This is a genomic window from Candidatus Fukatsuia symbiotica, from assembly GCF_003122425.1.
GTDB classification, from domain to species: Bacteria; Pseudomonadota; Gammaproteobacteria; order Enterobacterales; family Enterobacteriaceae; genus Fukatsuia; species Fukatsuia symbiotica.
The window spans coordinates 109006-131071 of record NZ_CP021660.1 but is presented as its reverse complement, the minus strand read 5'-3'; the positions used below and the strand labels follow the sequence as shown (position 1 = coordinate 131071).

Below are 22066 nucleotides of genomic sequence, written 5' to 3'. Positions count from 1 at the left end.
TAAGTGTGTGACGTCACGTTTTGGTTATGGTGTCAGGGTGTACCCTTATGCGATAAACATTTACATGAAAATAACCGCGCTAAAATAATTTATAAAGGAAACGCTATGCCAAGGAGACAAATTCTTTCGCAGGCCGAAAGAGAATCATTACTGGCGTTGCCTGAAGATGAGTTAACACTGAACCGAATGGCTTATTTCAGCGAACAGGATTTAGCGCTTGTTAATGCACACCGAAAACCTGCCAGTCAATTTGGCTTCGCCGTCCTTCTTTGTTATCTGAAGAATATCGGATTTATTCCGGACAAAAAATCGTCACCATCCGCAGCGCTGTTGAAAATAATCACCTCCCGCCTCAAACTTTCAGCAGAATTCTGGCAGGAATATATTTCAGGTCGCGCCACCACCCGGCGTGAACACCTGAGTGAAATTTATCGTTATCTGAAACTGACCGCCTTTAATGGCCAGATCCAGAAAGAATGCATTCAGCACCTGCTTCCTCAGGCAACCATGACGGATCGGGGCATACTCCTTGCTGAAGCGCTGTTGAGACATTTGCATCAGCGGCGAATTATTGTTCCTGGCATTGATGTTGTGGAACGCACCTGTGCAGAAGCGATGACGCTGGGTGATAAAGCCGTTTATACCACGCTGAATGCGCAGCTTACCCCACAGCAAAAATCAGCACTTGATACGCTACTGGTTACCACCGAAAAACAAATTTCCCGTCTGACATGGTTGCTGCAGCCTCCGGGGAAAATCAACGGTAAGAATGTGCTGCAACATATAGATCGCCTTAACGCCATTGACGCTCTGGCGCTACCGGATGGCGTTGAGAGGAATGTTCACCAGAACCGGCTGCTGAAACTGGCACGGGAAGGGCGCAAAATGAGCAGCCGCGATTTAGCTGATTTTTCCTCATTACGTCGATATGCGACGATGGTTTGTGTGCTGACGGAGGCCAAAGCAACAATCATTGATGAAATTATAGAACTGCATGAACGTATTCTGGGCAGTATGTTCAGTCGAGCAAAACGGCAACAGGCCGAACGCCTTCAGAAAACTGGGAAACTGATACAGCAGAAATTACGCCAGTATGTTTCTGTCGGTCAGGCTATTCTGGATGCACGTGACGCAGGCGAAGATCCTCTGTCTGCAATTGAACATGTATTATCGTGGGAGGATTTTGCCGCCAGCCTGGAGGAGACCAGGCTCCTTGCCCGGAAAGATAATTTCGAACCACTTCATCTCATTACCGAAAAATTCAGTACGTTGCGCAAATATTCTCCCCGGTTGTTATCCGCCCTGCAACTGAGAGCCACTGCGGCAGCCTTACCACTCAGTGATGCCCTCGATACTATTCGTGAAATGTATCGAAAGCAGCTACGGAAGGTTCCCCATCAGCGCCACTAGATTTTATCCCTGAGAGCTGGAAAAAGATGGTGATCACCCCCACTGGTATTGACCGCCAATATTACGAAATCTGTGCGATGAATGAACTCAAAGGGGCTTTACGGGCTGGTGATATCTGGGTCAGAGGCTCCCGTCGTTACAAAAACTTTGATGATTATCTTATTCCGACTCACGATTTTGAAAAGTTATTAAATCATAACCCGTTAAGCATACCTTTTGAAACAGACTGTGGGGCTTATCTCAAGTCCAGGATGCTGCTGCTGGCATCTTGCTTAGAGGAGGTTAACGCTATGGCTGTTACGGGCGATCTGCCTGATGTTGAGATCTCTGATAAAGGCGTAAAGATTACGCCGCTGGATAACTGTGTTCCCGCAACAATATCACCGCTTGCCGATCTGATTTACAGCATGTTACCGCATCCAAAAATTACAGAAATACTGGATGAAGTTGAGCGATGGACAGCTTTCACGCGCCATTTTACGCATCTGAAGAACCCTCTTACCCACCCGGAAGATAATCGCCTTCTTCTCACCACAATCCTGGCGGACGGCATTAATCTGGGACTCACAAAAATGGCCGAATCCTGCCCGGGGACCACACGTTCTTCGCTTGAAAATATGCAGGCATGGTATATCCGCGATGAAACCTATTCTGCTGCGCTGGCCGAACTGGTTAATGCCCAGAAAGCACGTCCACTTGCGGCATTATGGGGGGATGGCTCAACCTCATCTTCTGACGGCCAGAATTTTCGGGTAGGCAGTCATGGCCGCTACGCGGGACAGGTCAACCTGAAGTACGGCCAGGAGCCAGGCGTACAGTTTTATACACATATTTCTGACCAGTACAGCCCGTTTTACACCAAAGTGATCAGCCGCGTGCGTGACTCCACCCACGTACTTGATGGCCTGCTCTATCACGAAAGTGATCTCGAAATTACTGAGCATTACACTGACACGGCGGGTTTCACGGAGCATGTTTTCGCACTGATGCATCTGCTGGGGTTCGCTTTTGCGCCAAGGATCCGGGATCTTCATGACAAGCGACTGTTCATTCAGGGAAAGGCGGAAAAATACCCTGCGCTACAATCAATCATTTCCACAACATCACTGAACATTAAAGAGATAAAAACTCACTGGCACGAGATACTGAGGCTGGCCACCTCAATAAAACAGGGAACGGTCACCGCTTCGTTAATGTTGAAAAAACTGGCCAGTTATCCTAAGCAGAATGGGCTTGCCAAAGCTTTGAGGGAAATTGGGCGCATTGAGCGGACACTGTTTATGCTGGACTGGTTCCGCGATCCTGCATTGCGCCGCAGGGTTCAGTCCGGACTGAACAAGGGAGAAGCCAGGAATGCGCTTGCCAGAGCAGTCTTCATGCATCGTCTTGGCGAAATAAGGGATCGTGGTCTGGAAAACCAGAGTTACCGCGCCAGCGGACTGACGTTGATTACGGCCGCGATCACGTTGTGGAATACGGTATATATAGAAAATGCCATTAATCTGCTGAAACGAAAAGGTGTTTAGCTCAACGAGCAATTGCTGGCACACCTGTCACCGCTGGGCTGGGAGCATATTAATCTGACGGGAGACTATACTGGCGAAACAATAAAAAGCTGGCAGCAGGCAAGTATCGACCTCTGCGGCCAGTTGATGTCAGTCAGTACAAAAAATCATCTTAACGTACAATATTTTCCGTTTCCCAAACGGAGCCCTTCTACAACAGAGAGCGACCTCATTCAGGCTGGTATTGTTATGGCAAAACCCCCTGGGAAACTTGGATTGCATCAAAAGAGTTAGTAAAAGAAAAACAACTCGATAATTTATTTGAACCATCGGACAGTCAGACTACTCTGACAAATTCGATGGCTTAGCTTGTGTCTGTCAGGTTAAGTTTGAGCTACTACACACCATCTTTTACACAAGTTTTGCTGACGATCTGGAATAACACTGGATCTGAGCACCATGAGCATAGTTCTTTACCTGTTGTTACCAACAATGCAAAACTGATCTAGTCCAACAATTGAAATCTAAGCCACTTGTTTTCACCATCGTGCCTTTTCGGAGGCACTTTGATTTAGTGCTCTGTTTGGGAAACGGACAATATTGTACATTCGTTAAGACTGATCATCCCCGAGCGCTTACCTAACCTATCAAATCTCTTTTAAATGTTTTGATGAAGTAGTTATGATAGCACTTTTGATAGATCATTTACAAAATAATCAAATAGTATACTTTATGATGGGTTAAAAATAGCACACATCGGTATTTTGTATGCCGCAATGGCATACATGTTGACATAGATCTATTTTGTATGTCATAGTGACAACTGATTGAAATTTACTTACATTGAAGGCGAAGATGAAATTATGGCCGCCCATGCAGAACGTAAAGAAACCCGTTTAGTTGCACGAACCTCCACAGAAATACAAAAGATCATACAAAGGGCAGCCGATTACTCCGGTGCTACCCTTTCACAATTCCTTATTGAGTCTGCAATGGATAAAGCTCGCAATGTGATTGAACGAACTGAAACGCTTCACCTTTCGATGACCGGTGCAGATGCATTGTTTGCTGTACTGGAAAATTCTCCAAAAGCAAGCAAGAAGCTTCTTAAAGCAGCACAGGGCTACAAGGATACAATGAATGCCCATAACCATTGAAGCAATCACCCACCAACATAATCGAAAAGTATTTGATTGCCGTATCAATGAATTAAATCAGTTTCTACAACAACAAGCACGGCAGAAAACCGTAAAAAATATATCAAAAACTTACGTGGCTTGCTCAGATACAGCCGCCACCACTATCATCGGTTATTACACGTTAACCGGGTATTCAGTCACAACTCCGCCCACCCATAAAGAGTATAAAAAATATCCTCATCCCCTGAATGCCGTAAAACTGGCTCGTCTTGCTGTTGATCGTTCTCATCAGGGGAAAAAATTAGGCGAAATGCTATTGGTTGATGCTATCTATCGAACAGTGTTGGTTGCGCAACAAATATCAGCTATAGGACTCTTTGTTGATCCTATGACACCTGAGGTTATTCCTTTTTATCAACAGTATGATTTTTTACCCGCAGAGCAAGGCGATCCTTCATGCATTGAAATGTGGCTGCCTATTAAAACCTGTATAGAGGTTGCTAATACCTTGCTGTGAGCAATCGATAGGAAAGTGCAACTCATTATTTTCATCAAAAGAAACGGAAATCACTGCTGTCGGCTGAACTTGTTCAGACAAAAACAGGGATTCAACAAGCTGAAGGCACGTTAGAGAGCATCCACTATCGGTTGTTCTTTTCAGTGGTAAGGACAAATCGACCCTTGAAAAAATTGTTTCTGATGGGGGTTGATCTTAGCGCAAATAAGAGTATATATCGATATATGTTATTATTTGAAGGATCCTTATGAATATTCTTTTTGGAAGCCATAAAGGAGGGGTGGGTAAATCAACTTTACTTGCCAGCATAGCTGTTGCTCTATCTAAACACTTCAGCAAACGTGTTGCTATTCTGGAAACAGACAAGCTACGCGGCTTAAAAAAGTGGCACGCCCGGCGCTGTAACGCCGGACTTATTCCAGAAATCACCTATATGGAAAACTATACGGACATAAAAAAAGCGACTATCCGGTTACATAGTACACATGACTATGTGCTGATTGATAGTGCTGGACATGACAGTAAGGAATTTCGTCAGGCAATGACTTTTGCAGATGTTTTGTTGTCGCCACTGTGCCCCTCTTCACAGGTCGAAATAGATTCCCTGGAAGAATTGACAGTAACAGTTAAACAAGGGCAAGCCGCTTACAACCCGAAATTACATGTTTTTATCGTGCTCAATCGTTGCTCTACCCATTCTTGTGACAAGGATACCAACAGCATATATCAGATGTTGAACAACGATCCTGATTGGCTCCCAGCAGCTAAACAACATATCTATGAACGCAGTACTCACCGTCGCACTTTCAGCGAAGGAAAAGGAATTCATGAAGGGAGTGATAGCAAGGCAAAAAGTGAACTGGAACGATTAATGATCGAAATAGGAATAATGTAACTTTGTTTTACAAACAATATATATTGATATATATTGTTTGTAAAACAGCTTAAGGAAGTTTAAAAAATGGTTCAGTTACCCTCAAAAAGCGAGAAATTGAAGCACATTTCCAACGAAAAGAGCACCTTTGCCTATATAGGTGAAGCTAATAAACCGCCCGTATCAGGCACTATAATCAAGCGTTTCCTTTTTGGCCTGGTACAGGAGGAAAATGAGCTACTTGATTCTTTCAGCAAGGAAACCGGAGCGTCACGTACTGATATTATACGTGCGGGACTTTCAGCACTGGAAGCGCAAAGTAGAGACGAACGAAATACCCTTATTTATAAAACTCAAATTAAGTCTCCTAGAACAGGACGACCACCAACAAAATAACAGTATATATTAATATATACTGTTATGAGTAAAATTATTCCCTGTCATATTCATCATCCTGTAGCTGATCTTGTTCAGGCGCAGAGTGATGAGCGACCCATTCACGAGAGTAAACCTCTTTTTCAGTAAAACCATCGCCATCAGGGGCTGGAACTTTAACTACCATAGGAGTAATACGAGAGCATAAAAAAGCAAATAGAGCGCTATCACGTCAGCGAGTTCTGAATGAGAATGTCATCGGAATGTTGAAACGTTTTAAAATTATTGCAGATAAATATCGAAATAGACGAAAACGATTTGGACTGCGGTTCAATTTGATTGCCGGAAGTAAACATCCCCCGGCAAAGCCGGGGGCTTTAATTATTAGCTCTTAGAAGAGGCCAACAAACCTTGAACCGCCTGAAGGCGGTCATTACATCCTAAGCTTCAATTGTTCATAATGATTGTCTTGTTTTTCTTGGTATCGAATGTAAGCTCGTATCAGCTCTTCGTTCAAACCCACTGTAGATACAAAGTAACCTCTAGCCCAAAAATTCTCACCACTATAATTCCGGACTTTACCCATAAACCGTCGTGCGATTGAGATTGCACTTTTTCCTTTTAGATAACCCATTACATATGACACTGAATATTTCGGCGGAATACTTATGCAAATATGGATATGATCAATCATCAAATGTCCTTCAATAATTTTGCATTCCTTCTGACTTGCTAACTCGTGAAACATCTCACCGAGATGCTTTCTAATTTCACCAAATATTGTTTTTTTACGGCCTTTCGGGATAAAAACAATGTGATACTTACAATCCCATTTCGTATGGCTAAGACTCTGGTAATCTTTCATTTGAATTTCCTATCTCTTGGTCGAGATAGAAGATTCGGGTGACCGCACCACACGGTCAAACCTTACGGAGTCCCCCGGCAAAGCCGGGGATTACCTAATTTTATTCACATCTTTCTTGCTGGTTTTTTGTGTCTTTTTCTGAAAACAGTGAAGTACATAAATTGCATCAGAGAATTTTGCTACATAAATTATTCGAAATGCACCAAATATGTCACGAATTCGAATTTCCTTCACACCTTGACCTATGGTGCTCATTGGTTTCCAGTCGTCTGGTTCCTCGCCAATTTGCACTTGATGGAGTTGATAGCTTGCTTCACGCCTTGCCGTCAGGGGAAAATCACGCAGGTCATCCAGAGAATTATCTAAAAACTCAATAGGCTTGGTATCAGTCATGTAGTGATTATATAAAATTTTATATATATCTGCAAAGCAATGAAGTTTAGTTTAAAGTAGTTATTGAGAATAGATTTGAGTATCACTTTCTGGGTAGTTTTTCACTGGCAGAACCACTGCAGTTTGAGAAACGAAATCAATAATCAGCAACCCTCGTGAGTATGATTGTTTTATATTAAAATACCAATAATTTCAATGTATTATAAATATTTTATAGAGTATCAAATACAAGTTGCGTCGTAGTGAAGCCCTTCTTTCTTTGGCCCATAGTTTTAATTTATCATATTGACGAAAGTATTAACCGTGGGCTATATCGACCTTGCACTTGCAAATTCAAGAGCCGGGTTTTGCACCCTGCCAAGATTACCGCGACAGAGACACGCCGCGAGCGTGTTTTTTGTTACGTAACATCCATACATCAAATCAATGGTGGGCTGGATGGGGGAGCCATAAGGCTCGCCGGATGGTAATCTCGGTAGTGCAAACCCTGTTCAGTTCACCGCCTATCATAGAGCGTTGCGCCTCTTGGTGGTGAGTAATTTGAGATTACTACCGGCTGGAGTTCATCATGACTGCCAAAACTTTATTTCATCAATGTTCATTTCAATGTTATTTCACGTGGTAATACATTTTACCGACGAAGAAAGCTGTTGATGAAAAGTAATTAACACAAACAGCTAAGACAAAACCTTATATCGCATTGTAACTCAACGAATGAAGCTTATGACCTGAAAATATCTCAATCAATGACGGTGACGTACAACATTGATTAAATAGCGCTAACAGGGGCGGGTTGGAACCACTCCTGTCAGCTAACCACCACAACCTTCTTAGGAGGCTGCAATGGCTACTTTCGATCCTACCCAATTTCCTGAATTACGGGAAGTGTTTCCTGAATTAACTCCGGTCCAATTTGAAACGGCAATGCTTTTTGCTTTGGGTGTGTCCCAACAAGAAATCGCTCTGTTGCGTACCGTGTCATACAAGGTAGTAAAACAAACACTGGCTGATGCAAAAACTAAATTTGAGCCGTATTCGCTGAATAGTTTGTTCACGGTGTTCCATGTGCGCCTTGTACTTTTCGCATTACAGAAGTGTAAACAGCGCGAATAAAAACGGTAGCGCCTTATCACAAAAACAAAAAACAAAAGCGGCTTACTATTGATGTCACAGAAAGCCTACATCGTGCGATCAAAGCTTAATGTGCCATGCGTGGTACAAAAATTGCCGATGAAGTAAGAGAGTTACTTATCAGTAAATACGTTAAATCGTAATTACGCTTTTAATGATTCTCACATAGTATCTATTATACGACGTGAACGGCAATATCTAACTTTCTATCTAGCTGGTGCAGCGCCAACTCTACCGTTTCAACTTTTGATGAGTGCTCTACATCCAAAAGTCGGTCAATCTGCGGTCCCTTTTGCCCTAGTCGACGAGCAAGATCTGCCTTGCGGGTCCCCGTCTCGATCATCGCATTATGTAAAGCCGCTTTCATTGTGACCAGAATGGGTAAACTTAACACGTATTCTCCATCTTCCACGGCGGATGCATTGGATATAGGCCGACGTTCGTCAATTTCAATAGAAATAGCTGTAATCAACCCATCTACAGATTCGAGAAGAGCTTCATCAACGGAGTCACCGACCGAATTAAACAAGGGAAGATCACGGCAGCTAGCCACATAAACCGCTGTTTCCTTATCATATTCTAGCCTGATTGGATAGTTAAACATAGAACCTCTCTATGGAAAAATATAGGGATTAAAGACCCAAATCCTTGATTATTTTCTTTCTCAACGGTTCAGGCATTTCTTTAGAACCATGGTCTGGAAAAACATATGATTTGCCATTTACCGACACCTTACGGTGACTCCCTCCTCCCCTGGCCTTTTCAATCAAAACACCCTGAGAAATCAACCAGCGACGGAATTCACTATATTTCATCGAAATTTCCTTGCAAACAAGATTAACATACATGAATATAAAAACAACATATTAGTATTAATAAAAAACAAAAATAGTATTAAATAATGAGAGAATAGAACACAATTTCATCACCTAACGACTCCAAAACCTAAGCCAAATCGCCGTTTTTCTTCATCCTGATTGATCCCATTTTTCAAGGCTGCCTCCTAAGGTCGGCGACGTGGAGTGGTCTGTTATATCTTGATAGATAGGGATTTTAATATTGTGGCTTTTTCTTTAACAAAAACGAATCTTATCTGTTTTACCGAACGGCCAATTCTAAACTCTTCTAAAATCACGGATAAATCTGAATATTTATTAATTTCCTTTATTGTTTTTTCTATAACTCCGCTTTTAAGATATTTGTATTTTTCATAACTATTTGATATGCCAATCATTTCTTTAAAATCATCAATTGTTATTTGATCTGTAAAATGCAATCCATCTTTTATATTTGAAGAAAAATTTATATATTTATAAATCCAAGCATAAACTCTAAAAGAATATGGAGACGTAAAATTAGAAACGTTTTCTATTTCAAACATAGTGAAATTGTTTTTTAATTGATAAATGAATTTTTCAATATCTGGAGAAAATGTTATTTCTATATATTGTTCTATGTCATCCATATTATATTCTATCTTAGATATCCATGTCCTCCGTGTTTTTATTTTTCTACCCGTATATTTATCAGTAGATATTGTATCTATTGTTCGTTGAATTAACTCATCACCTATATCTGACAATCTTCTTTTTAAGTTATTATCTCTAATTCCCCAGGTGTTAGAAAATTCAGAATGAGTGATTCTGACAGGGCTCCCTAGGGAATCATTTTTCTTTATTTTTGATATTGCAAGGTTTATTAGCCTTGCTTCATCTAAAGTAATTTTATAAACACCATCAACAATCGAGTTTGACTGTACAACAATTTTTTTTCTACAGAAACTAGATCCATGAAATTTATAACCTTATTTTCTTTGTTCGTCATTTTCATTCTTTTCATTATACAAAGGTCTTGAAATAAATCAATAAAAAGACCTTTTGTTTTTTTACTAGAAAAACGGGCAAAAAAAATTAAATTAATTTTTAAAAACAGAAAGTTACTCAAATAAAAGGATTTTTATTGCCCCCACCTTAAACATTAAACACGCCAGATTCCACAATTCTGTCGCTTGCAGTTTTTCCACAACTTCAAGGACCTGCGGCGGCATTTGTCCCTACCATTATCGATGACCCAGAGGAAAAATTAGAGTGCAAAAACTTGATTGGGCTAATCGTAATACGAGTAGCCAGAAAAAAATTGCGATGTGATTTGACTACATTTATTTTGGCAATTTGAATTGATCTCTGAATGGGGTTTTTCATTCCATTACTCTTCAAACCCTTTTGCTTAGCAACTCCTGATTAAACTTAAACATCTTAAAGATGTTTAATATCAGTTAGTTAAAAGATAATGGCCATTTATTTAATTCTTTGTTTGTAATTGAATTATTTTCATTTATGCGACTAATCAATATGTCCCTGTTTTCATCATCGATCGGTAAATGCACTAAGTAAATCTTTTCCTTTTTTTCTGACAGTCCTTGTTCAGCTATTGAAATACGCCAACCAGAACGTCTTAATATCTTTATCATGGGGGCGCTTACAATAGTAAATATACCATCGTAGCAATATTCTTTCGAATAGTTAATCATTGCTAGGAACAACATCAAACTAATCGGGTATCTATTACAATTTGTACTTTTTGCTCTTGCTTTATCAACAAAGAACCGGCTCGATTCAATATAGTTACCTTCTGGGATATTTATTTGATTAAAATAGGAAAAGAACGTCCCTGTGATCATGTTCGGATGTTTCATTTCTATAAACCGAGAGCTGCAAATAATGGAGTTATCATGAACACCTAAGAGATAACTAGTATTATGGTTATCATACTCATCGAATTCCATATTGCAATGACAATTTACCGCCCAATTTAGGCGATCCTTGAATGTATCTTTTCTAAGACTAAATAATTCTTTTGATTTTTTATCGGACAATATGCTGTAGTGAACATTAAAAAAATATAACATTTTCCACCCACTAAAAATTTTTATTTTTGTTAATTTCGTAAATAAAAAATCTTTAAACCATCAAGCTTATTAAGCTAATGCGGGATAAGCTCAAGTCTAACTAATTGAAATTTCTACGATATCCGTGAACCATGGCCAGAAGAAGCGACAAAAATTGTCTTTTTAAGTTTCAGATACTTATTTCTTCGTGCTCACTAAATAGACATCTTCATTAAATGAATTTAAAAACAAAAAGTTACCAATTTTTTATCCCGAACTCAGGTTTATTGCCATTATTATCAGTACTGATATTTACATCGCTATTTTCATCTTTTTATTAACAGTTGTACATAGAATGAGGTTCAATTAATTAATAAATATTAGATAAATAACAATTATCTTTTGCGCTTAATCAATCAACAGATTTGATAAGTTGTAATTCAATACCGAGTCTTATAGCATGCTTTGCATTCAGAACACCTAACTTTTTCACAACACCACCGATATGAAACTTGACTGTACCGGTTTTTATCTTCAGTATAATGGCAATTTCCTGATAAGTTTTACCCATGCTTGCCCAGTATAGAATTTCCTTTTGCCTTTGAGAAAAGATTTCTTTATTACTCGAGTTTTTATGGTTGTCATTATGAATTATTTCCCTGTAAAGGGAAGTGATTTTTTCATGAGCCGTAATAAGTAACATTTGTAATTTATCTTTATTATTTTCAATTTTCTTTTCAGTGTCACTGATCGTTAAATTATCAATCATTATGGACAGCATAACTAAATAATGACTATGATCATGAAGTACAAATGTATACCCATTGATAACATTATACTCTTTAGAGAGACTGAAAATTTTTGATAGCTTCTTTGAATTAATCGCAATGTTCTCATCCCAAGAAAAAGGGGAAATCCTTTTAAAGGCTGTGATAACTACTGGATCTATATGTTGATAATTATTTTCTTTATAGATTTCTACCCATTTATCAGGGTAATTTGAAATTATTATCACCTCTACCGGATTTTTCTTGTTTAAAACCATATAGGCGTATTTTAGATCGCCATATTCTTTTAGTTCTCGATCGAAATAATGTTTCATCATACTATTGATAGTTTCATGATTAGGGAATAATACAGACATCCAACGGCTCCAAGGTAAAAATATAATGGTATTGTTAACATTTAAAGATAATTAATTGAAATATACACCCATTCCCTAGAGGGAGATATTAAAAATTAAATTTATTTATCAAAGAGTTATACTTTTACCATGTCCATTTGCAAATAAAGGTATAGTATCAAACTATACCTAAGTCTAACTATCATTTTTTTATAAAAAAATGTACAGTTAACACATAAAAGAAAATAATAATAAGCCTAATCTCTTTTTGGATCGAATTGCCAATTGACCAGCACCAGGGAAAACTGATTGGTGATCAGGGGAGTCGCATTGTTTTACCATAGTCGATTGCCCTAACAGAATTTTCGCGTGATCTGTATTTATGCGAATCGTATAATAATAGAATGTTTTTTGAGCTGCTGAAAAAGTAATCATCGAGCAGGCCTTGCTTAGTAAGAAGAAATGCTTTTCTTTTCCTTGTGTGGGTAACAACCCATTGATGGAACTGTAGGATGGGTTGTGTCCAGTCTACCAGATAAGGAATTATTATGAATACCGTAGCTAAATTAATACCTAGAATAGCACTGTCTCACCCATTAATTTTATATCAAAAATTTAATCTTCTAGCATAAATTATCAGAAAAAACAGAATTTAAATACATAATAAGAATAAATTTGAATGGGGTTTATTGTTTTATGAATAATGTTAAAGTTAAAGCTTCGTTAAAATCGTTCCCTCTTGTTTCCATTATGGAACGCAGTGATGATATTTGGGGAATAAAAGATTGTGAATCGCGGTTTATTTATACTAATCGTGCTTTTCGTGAATTTTTAAATATCCCTGCCCGATTTAAAATTGAGGGAAAACGCGATGAGCAACTTCCCACACCCTTGGCAGAATTTGCCTCAGAGTTGAAAAAACAAGATCAAGAAACAATCAAGAGCGGGCAAAGAGTTACTCTTATTAAAACACATTTTTTTGGCCGAGAACAAAAACTGGAACCTTATCTTTACGAAAAATTTCCCCTGTATGATGAAAAAAATGAGTGTGTAGGAACTGTTTTTTATGGAAAAAAAATGGATTTCATTTCTATGCCGCAGTATGTAGATAAGCTCACCCCTTCGGTACTAGCATTAGAGCCGCCAAGCGATCTGTTTACAACTTTTGAGCTTAAAATTGTCTTTCACGTATTGCAGTCTTTAAGCGCCAAAGAGATAGGGAAAAAATTAAGTCGTTCTAACCGAACGATAGAAAATCATCTGCAAACCATGTACAGAAAGTCGGATGTTAATTCGTTGCCTGAATTTAAAAAATTCTGCAATAAAACTGGTTTTGATCGCTATATTCCGCAAGAGTTTATCCGTCCTAGGATACAGTTTATGGAGAGTAGGAGAGCGTCATTATGAGCAACAGACAAAGCAGAGCGAGAAAGCGAGAGTTAAGGGACAAGGTATTAATAGCCGAAAAAGCCGAAAAAGATAAAAAGACAAAATTATTTTACCGTTTAACACATTGGTTCAAGAAAGAAAAGAAAATTGAGCGTAAATTGCCCTAAATGCACCCGCCTTCATGGGTCCAATCCAAACGTAGGTGATCTCTGTTGCCCATACTCTTTCCCTCAGTAACGTTAAACTGCCGCGGTGCCTCCTTCTGCTCGACACCAACGTACGAGCCGCCGTAAAAAATGGACACGCCTGTTTACTAATACAGGGTGTCTATTAGAATCTGTTCTAAATCTCTTGTGCTCTCCCGTGTTTTGGTCAAGTCATTCGTCAAAAAATGCTCATTTACTCCATGTAAACTGCGTTTTTTCGCGCGTTTTTTCCTCGTCTGAGCGTCGCTTAAGAAGATTTGGAACAAGCTCTTACAGAAATATCCACTGAATTGATGATCCCCAAATGATCATTGGGGTGTCACCGGTGAATTTGATAAATTTCTTATTCCGAATTTAAGTCAATATTACTTTGCATATTTTCCTTCAGTAGTAAAGAAAGTAGGGTTACTCCGGTACGATGAAGATACATCTTCTAAACGAGAATTATTTTCAGCATGAGAAGAAAAATGTGACATCGTATCAATGAGTTTACTCAGATCATGGTCATTATCATCGATAATATTTTCCAACCATCCTGAGAGAGGAGATCGATCACGGGTTTCTAGCCGGTAATTGTGTTGCAGTACTCTTTTATTATTGTTTTGACGAGGCCCGTATAGATTACGTAATTTAAGATGAGTCATTAAAGGGTGACTGTTGCTATCGGTCCTATCATTGCGTAATAGGAGAAAAACATCTGTATTTCTCCGACTGATGCTAATGATTTGTTCTGCCCTATAATCCAGCAAGATATTGCTGTATTCCCCCATCCCTATTGTTTCTGTTAATTCTATTGACCGATGTTCACTGTCCTGGTGTTGCAAAATATGATAGGTGTCTATGCCTTCTCCCCCTTCCGCACGCCCTTGTTGCAACGTAATGCGATCATTACCACCATGACCGATAATATAATCGTTTCCTCCGGCACCATTTAATTCATTGTCATTATCATTGCCTACTAATATATCATCTGTTTCACCGTGTCCTTTGGCATGATCGATATAGTATAAGGAAGCGAGAGTATCTGGCGCACTTGGCCTGTTGGGCTGTCGAATATATTTGACAAAACCCTCTTTAAGATTGATGTAGTATCCTCGATGCCCCCCATAGGTTTAGCGTCAGCAATCAAAATATCAGCATTATCTTGAGGGTGATCATCTCCATCCCTAGCTCCCTTAAACACACTAGGCGTTTCCGGAACAGCTTGGCCTAGTAAAAAGAAACGGTCTTTATATCGCCCACCGGTAAAATGTTTCCTCCCGGCTGCGACATTGAAGCTATTTTGCTGATCCTGATGACCGACTACAGTATCGCTACCTCCACCTAAGTCGAATAAGGCAACAATCTCGTTAGTAGGTGTAGGATCAAGAGGATGTGCGTTGACTTCCCCTTGTTTATTGAGCGATAACAAAGCCGGTTTACCATCCGTGCCCGCGCCAATCCCGAGGATCTGTCGTTGAAACTTTACCGCCAGTATATTAGGACGATAATGCTCCCCTCCCCGTCGCTCATCTGTCGTCTCATCAGAAAATGTACCCTCTGGTTTCCCGTAGCTTAGGCTATAGCTACCATTGTTTTGAATCACAAGCAAATCATCACAACCATCACCATTGATATCTCGCAGCTGTATTTGTCTGCGCTTGAAGCTACTTTGTAGATTTTTTATCCCGTCATGCAGTTGTACTGGTATCGCTTCAAAAGGATTATTCCGATCTTTTTTTCTGCCCAAGAGGGTATAGATGGCTCCTGTTTCAGTGAATAAGACAATATCACCGTAGCCATCGCCATTGATGTCACCCGTGACGCTATGAGTATAGCTAGAATGTTCCGGTAGTGTCCTTCGCTTTTCCAGTTTGTATAACGATGCGAGTGATTGCGAGCGCCCCGACTCGAAGGTACCACTGGCTGTACCATAATGGATGTCAATTTTCCCTTTCCTTGTTGACGGCCGCGTACCGCGCGTAAATGAGACCAAATCCGCATGGCCGTCTTGATCAATGTCCATCAATACCGGTATTGCAGGATTTTTATAAGAAAGGGCGGCAAAGGTCACTGTTTGAAAAATTTCTTTAAAATGGCCATTTTCCTGTGCCAGCAAAATACGGATACCGCGACTGGCATCCATGATCACTATGTCATCGAGCTTATCACCATTGATATTCCCTACGAGAGTAAAGACCGTACTCTCAAAAATCATCTTGAGATCTTCAACTCGCTCAGGCTGGCCTGGTTTATTTTTTCTAGAAACTGTTAATTTTTGTCGGTCACCATAGCCGCCTTTTCCATCGGCTAACAAGTAATAAGCACCCTGCATAGAAATGTAACCAATATCACGCTGGCCATCGCCGTTAAAATCACCCATCACATTGTAATAATCATTAACATGGAAGTGAGGATCGGTAATCAAAGAAATACCTTGCTCATCGACGAATTGACCCACCTTTTCACGTGCACCAATAAATGTTTGCGCAACCACATGTTGCGAGCGATGACTAACTTGGCTATCGATATGATCATCTGTCTCCAAGAGCGGCCCAGGTATAGAGTAAAAACGCTTGCTATTTCTTACTTCTAGAGAGTCGTGGCGGTGTCTATCATTTATTAGATCCTTGCCGACTAGTATAAAAAGAGGGCAAGAATGAGATATTTTAATCGCTTCAAGGTTAATGTCTGTTTCCTGAAGAATATCTTCTTTTAAAATACACTCACGCCCGAAGGGGCCTTTGCCGACCACTTCACGATAAAAGTGTCTTGTTTGCGTCACTTGACGACGACTAACATATAGCGTGCCGATTGCATCATTAGATATCATTTTTTTATTGATGTACTTCTCTAATTGATCATCGCGTTGTTTTTCGAGTTGCTCTTGGATTTGATTTAATCTAAACCGATTATCGATGCTAACATCGAGTCCCATCCCTAAGAATGTAGTAATAATGATGGAAAATTTTTCCCCAATATTCAGATCTTTTACATAGCGTTCTATTACTTCTATCTGGCGGGAAATGACATATATTTCTGCCGTTATGTATAACGCGATGACAAGAGCTAACCCAACAGGCCCTCCTACTGCGGCAGCGGTACCACCTATTAAACTCGCTACCGTCATTCCAGTACCTATTAGTGCCGCCGCCGTGTGAAGCCCCCCTTTTACCATGAGATCCTGTCTTCCTTTAGCATCTGTTGTAGTAGACAAGGCAATGAACGCCGACGCCGCTTTATAGGCATCAAAAAAAGTGGATAATATACCTAGTCCTGCCACCTTTACTCGTAAGGATTTATGAATCGGACTGAGTTGGCTAAAACGCGCGCTAGATTTGATGGTTCTTAGCGACTGTTGCATTTCATGCGTCAATTTGTATTTAGCTGCATCCATGAGGAGATCGGAAATGAGATGCCACAATGTCAAATTGATCTTAAATACTAACTCAGCCTGCTCTTTTTTTTCGCAACGCTGCCTTTGTTTATCATATCGACTCATATCGCGTGCCTTACTGCTATAGCCGTATTTTTGCATTGTATTTCCGGTTACGGAGACAATGGCATTAAATGCAGATCGCCGTACTCTAGGCGATAACTGAACAACAGGAGAGGAATGAACAACGTTTAAAATATTATTATCTCGCATGGCAACTCTCCTTTGATTAAGTCATATAAAAATTCCGTGTAGTTAAAATTTTTAAATTGAATTGAGATGCCCACGATATTTTCACGCTTTAGATTAAGCAAAATGAACAAAGAGGCACGAACAGAGTAATATAAAAACAATCTTTTTTTATTTTTTTATATTAATTGTCCTTAACCTGTTGTAAATAATTTTTTATTTTAAATAAGTGGTGTTTTTTACTCTGTAATTATCAAGTAAAAAATATAATTATAAATAAATTTTGTTCATCACTGTACAAGATTAGTTAATACCTAGTTTATCGAATACATATAAATAATCGTTCCTTAATTTATAGTTTTGCGATTTATGCCCAATCCATCGAAAAGCTAGAATTAGCGCTACTCACTGTGCGTGTCTTCATTCATAATTTTCGACGTTGTGAAGCTCAATTTACTTTAAGCTCTCACTCCAACTGGTAAATGGCCCCTATCGTGGATAAAAAACGATCTCATGACTTCTTCTTTCTTGTATTCATCGCCATGGGGACTCACTGGAAGATTAAGTTCCAACTAATTCCCTTGCATTTTTCATAAAATTGGTTTGCACCGCTTGCATAATTTTGTATTTTTTTATCTATTAACAGTCCTTCCCCATTAAAATTACTATTGACCGCTAGAGCTTCCTATCTCTATGGTATCCATGTCTAATGGATTCAGATTAATAAATTTCCCGATGATAACGATTCAGCATCGACGTCACAGTCGTAGCCTTTGAAGCCCTTACCAATTAAATTTATTTTTTAAGGATAAAAAATGTATTCAAAAACGCCTCTCCCAATTGACCAAAAATTAACAAATTACTTTAATGAAGAGCTAATCCGTGTATTTAATAAAGTGAGTTTATTTAAAATAAAAAATGTTTCCTCTGAACAAAGTAATGAACAAGTGTGGGAAACACTACCTATTGCTAGTAAAATAAAATATATCACCTATTTAGCTTATCAAAATAGAGAAAGTAGCAAAGAGGAAGAGAATATCATTCTTAACCAACTTTTTGTTGATAAAATAAATAATGATGCATTGAGCTATTTTGATGGTTTTGTCTTTAAAAATTCACTGGGTAAAAATTTTGATGATCTCCATAAAAACTATACCCGCCTTCTTTTCTTTAACAGACATTGAGCAAATTCGTCTATTAGAAAAAAATTAAAAGAAATGGATCAAAGTACCCAATATATTATTGGGTCAGTGCAGCATTCATTGTCTTCAATTTTAATGCAAATTAATCGGTATTAAAATAAACCTTTAATCGATCCTTGGAGAAAGGATTTTGTGTTACTCAATGCATTCAAAAGTACAATTGAAGATTGGAACAATAATAAAAATTACCCCTTGCATCCTTTTTTACTCTTTGCATTACATCTTGCACAAACGCGCTACTGAGCGCTTAGCGAGCATAATAAATTATCCTTGTGGTGAATTTTGTAAACGGTAAATTGTTGCTTTGTGAACATTAAAGGTTTTAGCAATCTCACTGACCGATTTATCTTCTTGCAACAAGCGCTTAGCCAATAATTTTTGCTCCTCATTCATTTTTTCAGGTCTTCCAAAGCGAACACCACGTTGCTTGGCGGCAACACGACCAGCACTGGTGCGCTCACGAATTAAATCGCGTTCAAATTCAGCAATACCTGCAAAAACAGTCATAATCATTTTACCTGCATGAGAGGTTGTATCGGCCCATGGTTCCGAAAGTGTCATTTTCAGAAACCGACTGCACTAAATATCAAAAGCCGACTGCACTACTTTGCTACCTATAAAAACTATTCAACTAGATTTAATTTTTAGCAAAAAATTTTACGCCATCTGACCGCAGTTCTCCCTTAGGCGACACGTGTCGGTAAAGTGTTTGCCGAGTAATGCCTAACTCTTCGCACAAATCGTTTACCTTAGTTTCAGGCTGACCCATTGCAGACATCGCCAACCTCAACTTAGCAGCAGTTATCTTGAATGGACGTCCGCCTTTCCGGCCTCTCGCTCGTGCTGAAGCTAGTCCTGCCACTGTGCGCTCTGAAATCAGCTCACGCTCAAATTCAGCCAGTGCCGCAAAAATTCCAAAGACCAGTTTTCCAGATGCCGTCGTCGTATCAATTGCTGCACCGTGACCCGTGAGTACTTTCAAACCTATACCTCGGCCAGTCAATTCATGCACAGTATTAATCAAGTGTCGTAGGTCTCGGCCTAACCGATCCAGCTTCCATACAACAAGCGTATCCCCTTTGCGCAGCGCCTTTAGGCAGGCTGACAATCCAGGGCGGTCTTCGCGTTTGCCCGAGGCTTGGTCTTCATATAATTGGGATGTATCAACACCAGAAACAATCAGTGCATCTCGTTGCAGATTAGTCGTCTGGCTGCCATCGGCTTTGGATATCCGCATGTAACCCATCAGCATATTTTTTACTTTTCCTGTCACTTATACGGTCGGTTGCGTGACATTGTGAAAGCAGTCTGCGCGACTGTCAAAACTTGTCACTTAACCCGTTATTTAATTTAAGACATGCAAAGGGTTATTTATGGTCATAATGTGACAGAAATTCTAGCGGAATTTTTACTTCGGTAAACAAAGCATGTAGTTGCTTCAGATAATCTGGGTCATGCTGCCCGTATGAAGCCAGCCAGAATAGCGAGCGGGCCGCTTCAGGATTGTGCCTCGCTTCGATAATGGCTTCTTCGATCGCTTTAGCCGCTTCTCGCCAATAATTGATAGGTTCATTTTTCCCAGTATCCGTCGGTTGTAGACCATTTATAAACTTGGTCTGTGGTTCCGTCAGAAACAATTCCGCTTGCTCCCCGTATGGACTTAACATTCTCGATTCGACTAAATGTATCGCGGTAGCTGCTGCCTCCAGCATTTGCAACTGCACCGAAGTATTGAGGCTCTCGTAGGGATGCCACAAAGTTTGCTTGGCGCGTAAGGGATATCCGCTTTGTTCCCAAACGTAACGGATATCCCTACCATAAGAGCCACAGTACGAAAGCGGTGTGTTTAGTTCATCCAGCAGCGTCCGCAACAACCGAAACCAGAGTCCAGCGTGGACACGCCGACGAGGCAACTCTACACAGCCAGCCGTCAGCGCCTGCCAAGTGCGCCGATCCATCACCAAAATCGGCTCGCTGGCCTCTCGAGGTTCACAAGATTTGGTTTCCCAACACATGAACTGCCATGGCCCTCCCAAATAGGGCTCTAGCCAGCAGCCATGCGTTGGGCAACTCAGCATCAATGGTAGCTGCCACGCAAGTAGTATTGGGTGGTCTACCGAATCGTTTAGGCAGATCGGGCATGCTCGATGGATTGACTGCATAGGCAGCCAGGCGCGCCAACTTGCAATGTGCCTCACTTTTCGGTTTTTCTTCGGCAGCAACACCGAAAATTGGAAAACATAGGTTTCCAGGGCTGACGTAACCTCATCATCTAGGCTGTCCAGTAACCACGGCATCCAGCAGGAAAAACTCATGCAGTGTAACCGTTCCAGACCTACGCCACTTCTCTGTGCTAGCGCTGTCAGCAGTGACAGGGGTGGCGCCAGATCTAGGTCATTAACCTGACCGTGGCCGAGGTCATGCTCCAGCAAATCATGTCCATTCATCTGATAGCAACCGGCGATACGATTAAGCCATGAGGATAAAGCTTCGCCTTCTTTAGGCGCAGGGTGCAACGGCCAGCGATGCGCTGGTTTCACATCAACTCCCGCTCGAATTGCCGACGCCGCTCGCTAGGGCCTGCATAATTGCTCATACTGAGCGTACGGGGGTTAATTGACTCCTCTCCGCTTTCCACAGCAGACACAGCGGCTGCTATCAGCAAATGCGTCAGTTCTCCGATCGTACCCTCGCTACGAGCAAGCAGATAGCGAGCCATATCCTGCGTGGCAATGGGGGAGTATCGTCGCAATGGGAGAGAAGCAGCGAAGCTGGCGAGCAATGAGCAACAATCATCATTGACTTCCCACAACGGCAATATGACAGGAGAGAATCTATTTTCTAACTGGTCGTCTGAACGAATGGCAAGGTAGGCATCACGTGTGCCGACCCCTACTAGTGGGACACGCAGCTCATTGCCGAGAAAGCGCAATAGGTTGAGAAATTCCCGGCGGGTGCCGCTATTCCCAGCCAGGACATTATGCAGCTCATCAATCATCAGCATGCGTACGCCAATACGGCGTAGTAATTCGAGCGATAGTTGTTCTATTTCCAGTAACCGTTGACGTGGCCGTATAGGCGCACCCATCGCGGCAAGCAATGCCACGTAAAAGCGGGAAACTGAAAGCTCGGATGGCATCTGTACGCTCAATACTGGGATATGTTCCTGGTTATCATTTGAGCTACCAGGATGGCTGCGGCGGAATTTTTCTATGATCATCGACTTGCCGTTGTTGGTTGGACCAACAAGTAGCAAGTTGGGCATACGCTGTTTGTTTGGCCATGCATACAGAGTTTCCAGTCTGCTTAACGCTTCAAGCGCACGTGGGTAACCAATCCATCGGTCGGCGCGGGATGCGCTGGATCCTCTCGACAGCGGGCAGCCTGGCTAAACCCTGTGCTGCTGGCAGCAAGTGAGACAGGTCAGTGATAGGGAACTCATCCAT

20 protein-coding genes and 5 pseudogenes are annotated in these 22066 nt (G+C 40.6%); 11 read left to right on the top strand and 14 right to left on the bottom strand.

Annotated features, from left to right (window positions below; translation table 11 throughout):
• Positions 1 to 105 precede the first annotated feature (105 nt).
• The 6 genes and pseudogenes from CCS41_RS14385 to CCS41_RS14355 all read left to right on the top strand — a co-directional run bounded on the left by CCS41_RS14385 (position 106) and on the right by CCS41_RS14355 (position 5841).
• Positions 106 to 3091 (top strand): annotated as a pseudogene (locus tag CCS41_RS14385) (Tn3 family transposase).
• Between the two features lie 36 nt (positions 3092 to 3127).
• A pseudogene (locus CCS41_RS16885) lies at positions 3128 to 3266 on the top strand (IS481 family transposase); the annotation flags it as partial.
• A gap of 476 nt (positions 3267 to 3742) precedes the next feature.
• Positions 3743 to 4072 (top strand): type II toxin-antitoxin system TacA family antitoxin, encoded by a 330-nt coding sequence (locus CCS41_RS14370; RefSeq protein ID WP_240313924.1) that lies wholly within the window; start codon positions 3743 to 3745, stop codon positions 4070 to 4072.
• A complete protein-coding gene (locus tag CCS41_RS14365; RefSeq protein WP_119797872.1) occupies positions 4056 to 4571 on the top strand; it encodes a GNAT family N-acetyltransferase in 516 nt (171 codons plus the stop codon). Before CCS41_RS14370 ends, CCS41_RS14365 begins: the two co-directional genes overlap by 17 nt.
• Before the next feature lie 247 nt (positions 4572 to 4818).
• Positions 4819 to 5466 (top strand): ParA family protein, encoded by a 648-nt coding sequence (locus tag CCS41_RS14360; protein WP_119797871.1) that lies wholly within the window; start codon positions 4819 to 4821, stop codon positions 5464 to 5466.
• A gap of 66 nt (positions 5467 to 5532) precedes the next feature.
• Complete coding sequence (locus CCS41_RS14355) at positions 5533 to 5841, top strand: hypothetical protein (RefSeq protein WP_119797870.1); 309 nt, start codon at positions 5533 to 5535, stop codon at positions 5839 to 5841.
• Positions 5842 to 5875: 34 nt separating this feature from the next.
• Here CCS41_RS14355 and CCS41_RS17325 read toward each other — a convergent pair whose 3' ends face one another.
• The 3 genes from CCS41_RS17325 to CCS41_RS14340 all read right to left on the bottom strand — a co-directional run bounded on the left by CCS41_RS17325 (position 5876) and on the right by CCS41_RS14340 (position 7078).
• Complete coding sequence (locus CCS41_RS17325; protein ID WP_275887697.1) at positions 5876 to 6007, bottom strand: hypothetical protein; 132 nt, start codon at positions 6005 to 6007, stop codon at positions 5876 to 5878.
• 246 nt (positions 6008 to 6253) lie between these two features.
• Positions 6254 to 6685: an IS200/IS605 family transposase gene (gene tnpA, locus CCS41_RS14345; protein WP_119797869.1), complete on the bottom strand. Its 432-nt coding sequence runs from the start codon at positions 6683 to 6685 to the stop codon at positions 6254 to 6256.
• A 90-nt stretch (positions 6686 to 6775) separates the two neighbouring features.
• Positions 6776 to 7078, bottom strand: a complete 303-nt coding sequence (locus CCS41_RS14340) for a type II toxin-antitoxin system RelE/ParE family toxin (protein WP_119797868.1) — start codon at positions 7076 to 7078, stop codon at positions 6776 to 6778.
• Positions 7079 to 7921: 843 nt separating this feature from the next.
• On the opposite strand from CCS41_RS14340, the gene CCS41_RS14335 reads away from it, so the two are divergent.
• Together CCS41_RS14335 and CCS41_RS17440 are read left to right on the top strand one after the other, a co-directional pair.
• On the top strand, positions 7922 to 8191 hold the full coding sequence (locus tag CCS41_RS14335) for a helix-turn-helix transcriptional regulator (RefSeq protein WP_119797867.1): 270 nt from the start codon (positions 7922 to 7924) through the stop codon (positions 8189 to 8191).
• Between the two features lie 29 nt (positions 8192 to 8220).
• Positions 8221 to 8352 (top strand): annotated as a pseudogene (locus CCS41_RS17440) (plasmid partition protein ParG); the annotation flags it as partial.
• A gap of 32 nt (positions 8353 to 8384) precedes the next feature.
• Here CCS41_RS17440 and CCS41_RS14330 read toward each other — a convergent pair.
• From CCS41_RS14330 to CCS41_RS14305, 5 genes are all read right to left on the bottom strand, one after another.
• Entirely contained in the window at positions 8385 to 8813 is a 429-nt protein-coding gene (locus tag CCS41_RS14330; RefSeq protein WP_119797866.1) for a type II toxin-antitoxin system HicB family antitoxin, read from the bottom strand.
• A gap of 28 nt (positions 8814 to 8841) precedes the next feature.
• Positions 8842 to 9024 carry a type II toxin-antitoxin system HicA family toxin gene (locus tag CCS41_RS14325; protein ID WP_119797865.1) on the bottom strand — a complete coding sequence of 61 codons (183 nt, stop codon included), beginning with the start codon at positions 9022 to 9024 and terminating at the stop codon, positions 8842 to 8844.
• A gap of 215 nt (positions 9025 to 9239) precedes the next feature.
• The gene (locus CCS41_RS14320) at positions 9240 to 9974 is read right to left on the bottom strand and encodes a replication initiation protein (protein ID WP_119797864.1); all 735 of its coding nucleotides are present in this window, start codon (positions 9972 to 9974) and stop codon (positions 9240 to 9242) included.
• 510 nt (positions 9975 to 10484) lie between these two features.
• Entirely contained in the window at positions 10485 to 11117 is a 633-nt protein-coding gene (locus CCS41_RS14310) for an acyl-homoserine-lactone synthase (RefSeq protein ID WP_119797862.1), read from the bottom strand.
• Positions 11118 to 11508: 391 nt separating this feature from the next.
• On the bottom strand, positions 11509 to 12240 hold the full coding sequence (locus CCS41_RS14305) for a helix-turn-helix transcriptional regulator (protein WP_119797861.1): 732 nt from the start codon (positions 12238 to 12240) through the stop codon (positions 11509 to 11511).
• 675 nt (positions 12241 to 12915) lie between these two features.
• Between CCS41_RS14305 and CCS41_RS14300 the strand changes: the two genes are divergently transcribed.
• Together CCS41_RS14300 and CCS41_RS15795 are read left to right on the top strand one after the other, a co-directional pair.
• A complete protein-coding gene (locus tag CCS41_RS14300) occupies positions 12916 to 13626 on the top strand; it encodes a helix-turn-helix transcriptional regulator (protein WP_119797860.1) in 711 nt (236 codons plus the stop codon).
• A complete protein-coding gene (locus CCS41_RS15795; protein ID WP_162860119.1) occupies positions 13623 to 13775 on the top strand; it encodes a hypothetical protein in 153 nt (50 codons plus the stop codon). The genes CCS41_RS14300 and CCS41_RS15795 overlap by 4 nt, the downstream gene beginning before the upstream one ends.
• Before the next feature lie 404 nt (positions 13776 to 14179).
• On the opposite strand, the gene CCS41_RS14295 is transcribed toward CCS41_RS15795, so the two are convergent.
• Positions 14180 to 14689, bottom strand: coding sequence for a hypothetical protein (locus tag CCS41_RS14295; RefSeq protein WP_119797859.1), 510 nt, complete (start codon positions 14687 to 14689; stop codon positions 14180 to 14182).
• An 83-nt stretch (positions 14690 to 14772) separates the two neighbouring features.
• Positions 14773 to 17442: an FG-GAP repeat domain-containing protein gene (locus CCS41_RS14290; protein WP_119797858.1), complete on the bottom strand. Its 2670-nt coding sequence runs from the start codon at positions 17440 to 17442 to the stop codon at positions 14773 to 14775.
• Between the two features lie 791 nt (positions 17443 to 18233).
• On the opposite strand from CCS41_RS14290, the gene CCS41_RS14285 reads away from it, so the two are divergent.
• Entirely contained in the window at positions 18234 to 18602 is a 369-nt protein-coding gene (locus CCS41_RS14285; RefSeq protein WP_119797857.1) for a hypothetical protein, read from the top strand.
• Between the two features lie 282 nt (positions 18603 to 18884).
• Here CCS41_RS14285 and CCS41_RS14280 read toward each other — a convergent pair.
• The 4 genes and pseudogenes from CCS41_RS14280 to CCS41_RS14265 form a co-directional block, all read right to left on the bottom strand.
• Positions 18885 to 19178: pseudogene (locus CCS41_RS14280) on the bottom strand (recombinase family protein); the annotation flags it as partial.
• Positions 19179 to 19257: 79 nt separating this feature from the next.
• Positions 19258 to 19872 (bottom strand): recombinase family protein, encoded by a 615-nt coding sequence (locus tag CCS41_RS14275; RefSeq protein WP_119797644.1) that lies wholly within the window; start codon positions 19870 to 19872, stop codon positions 19258 to 19260.
• A gap of 115 nt (positions 19873 to 19987) precedes the next feature.
• Entirely contained in the window at positions 19988 to 21160 is a 1173-nt protein-coding gene (locus CCS41_RS14270) for a TniQ family protein (protein ID WP_119797645.1), read from the bottom strand.
• Positions 21157 to 22066 (bottom strand): annotated as a pseudogene (locus CCS41_RS14265) (TniB family NTP-binding protein). The gene CCS41_RS14270 and the pseudogene CCS41_RS14265 overlap by 4 nt, the downstream one beginning before the upstream one ends.

Excerpts from the sequence above, each read along its gene's own strand:
- CCS41_RS14365 (WP_119797872.1), top strand. The coding sequence starts at position 4,056 with ATGCCCATAACCATTGAAGCAATCACCCACCAACATAATCGAAAAGTA.
- CCS41_RS14325 (WP_119797865.1), bottom strand. The coding sequence starts at position 9,024 with ATGAAATATAGTGAATTCCGTCGCTGGTTGATTTCTCAGGGTGTTTTG.
- CCS41_RS14275 (WP_119797644.1), bottom strand. The coding sequence starts at position 19,872 with ATGCTGATGGGTTACATGCGGATATCCAAAGCCGATGGCAGCCAGACG.
- CCS41_RS14290 (WP_119797858.1), bottom strand. The coding sequence starts at position 17,442 with ATGCGAGATAATAATATTTTAAACGTTGTTCATTCCTCTCCTGTTGTT.
- CCS41_RS14305 (WP_119797861.1), bottom strand. The coding sequence starts at position 12,240 with ATGTCTGTATTATTCCCTAATCATGAAACTATCAATAGTATGATGAAA.
- CCS41_RS14310 (WP_119797862.1), bottom strand. The coding sequence starts at position 11,117 with ATGTTATATTTTTTTAATGTTCACTACAGCATATTGTCCGATAAAAAA.
- CCS41_RS14300 (WP_119797860.1), top strand. The coding sequence starts at position 12,916 with ATGAATAATGTTAAAGTTAAAGCTTCGTTAAAATCGTTCCCTCTTGTT.
- CCS41_RS14340 (WP_119797868.1), bottom strand. The coding sequence starts at position 7,078 with ATGACTGATACCAAGCCTATTGAGTTTTTAGATAATTCTCTGGATGAC.
- CCS41_RS14335 (WP_119797867.1), top strand. The coding sequence starts at position 7,922 with ATGGCTACTTTCGATCCTACCCAATTTCCTGAATTACGGGAAGTGTTT.
- CCS41_RS15795 (WP_162860119.1), top strand. The coding sequence starts at position 13,623 with ATGAGCAACAGACAAAGCAGAGCGAGAAAGCGAGAGTTAAGGGACAAG.
- CCS41_RS14360 (WP_119797871.1), top strand. The coding sequence starts at position 4,819 with ATGAATATTCTTTTTGGAAGCCATAAAGGAGGGGTGGGTAAATCAACT.
- tnpA (WP_119797869.1), bottom strand. The coding sequence starts at position 6,685 with ATGAAAGATTACCAGAGTCTTAGCCATACGAAATGGGATTGTAAGTAT.
- CCS41_RS14285 (WP_119797857.1), top strand. The coding sequence starts at position 18,234 with ATGTATTCAAAAACGCCTCTCCCAATTGACCAAAAATTAACAAATTAC.
- CCS41_RS17325 (WP_275887697.1), bottom strand. The coding sequence starts at position 6,007 with ATGGTAGTTAAAGTTCCAGCCCCTGATGGCGATGGTTTTACTGAAAAA.
- CCS41_RS14355 (WP_119797870.1), top strand. The coding sequence starts at position 5,533 with ATGGTTCAGTTACCCTCAAAAAGCGAGAAATTGAAGCACATTTCCAAC.
- CCS41_RS14330 (WP_119797866.1), bottom strand. The coding sequence starts at position 8,813 with ATGTTTAACTATCCAATCAGGCTAGAATATGATAAGGAAACAGCGGTT.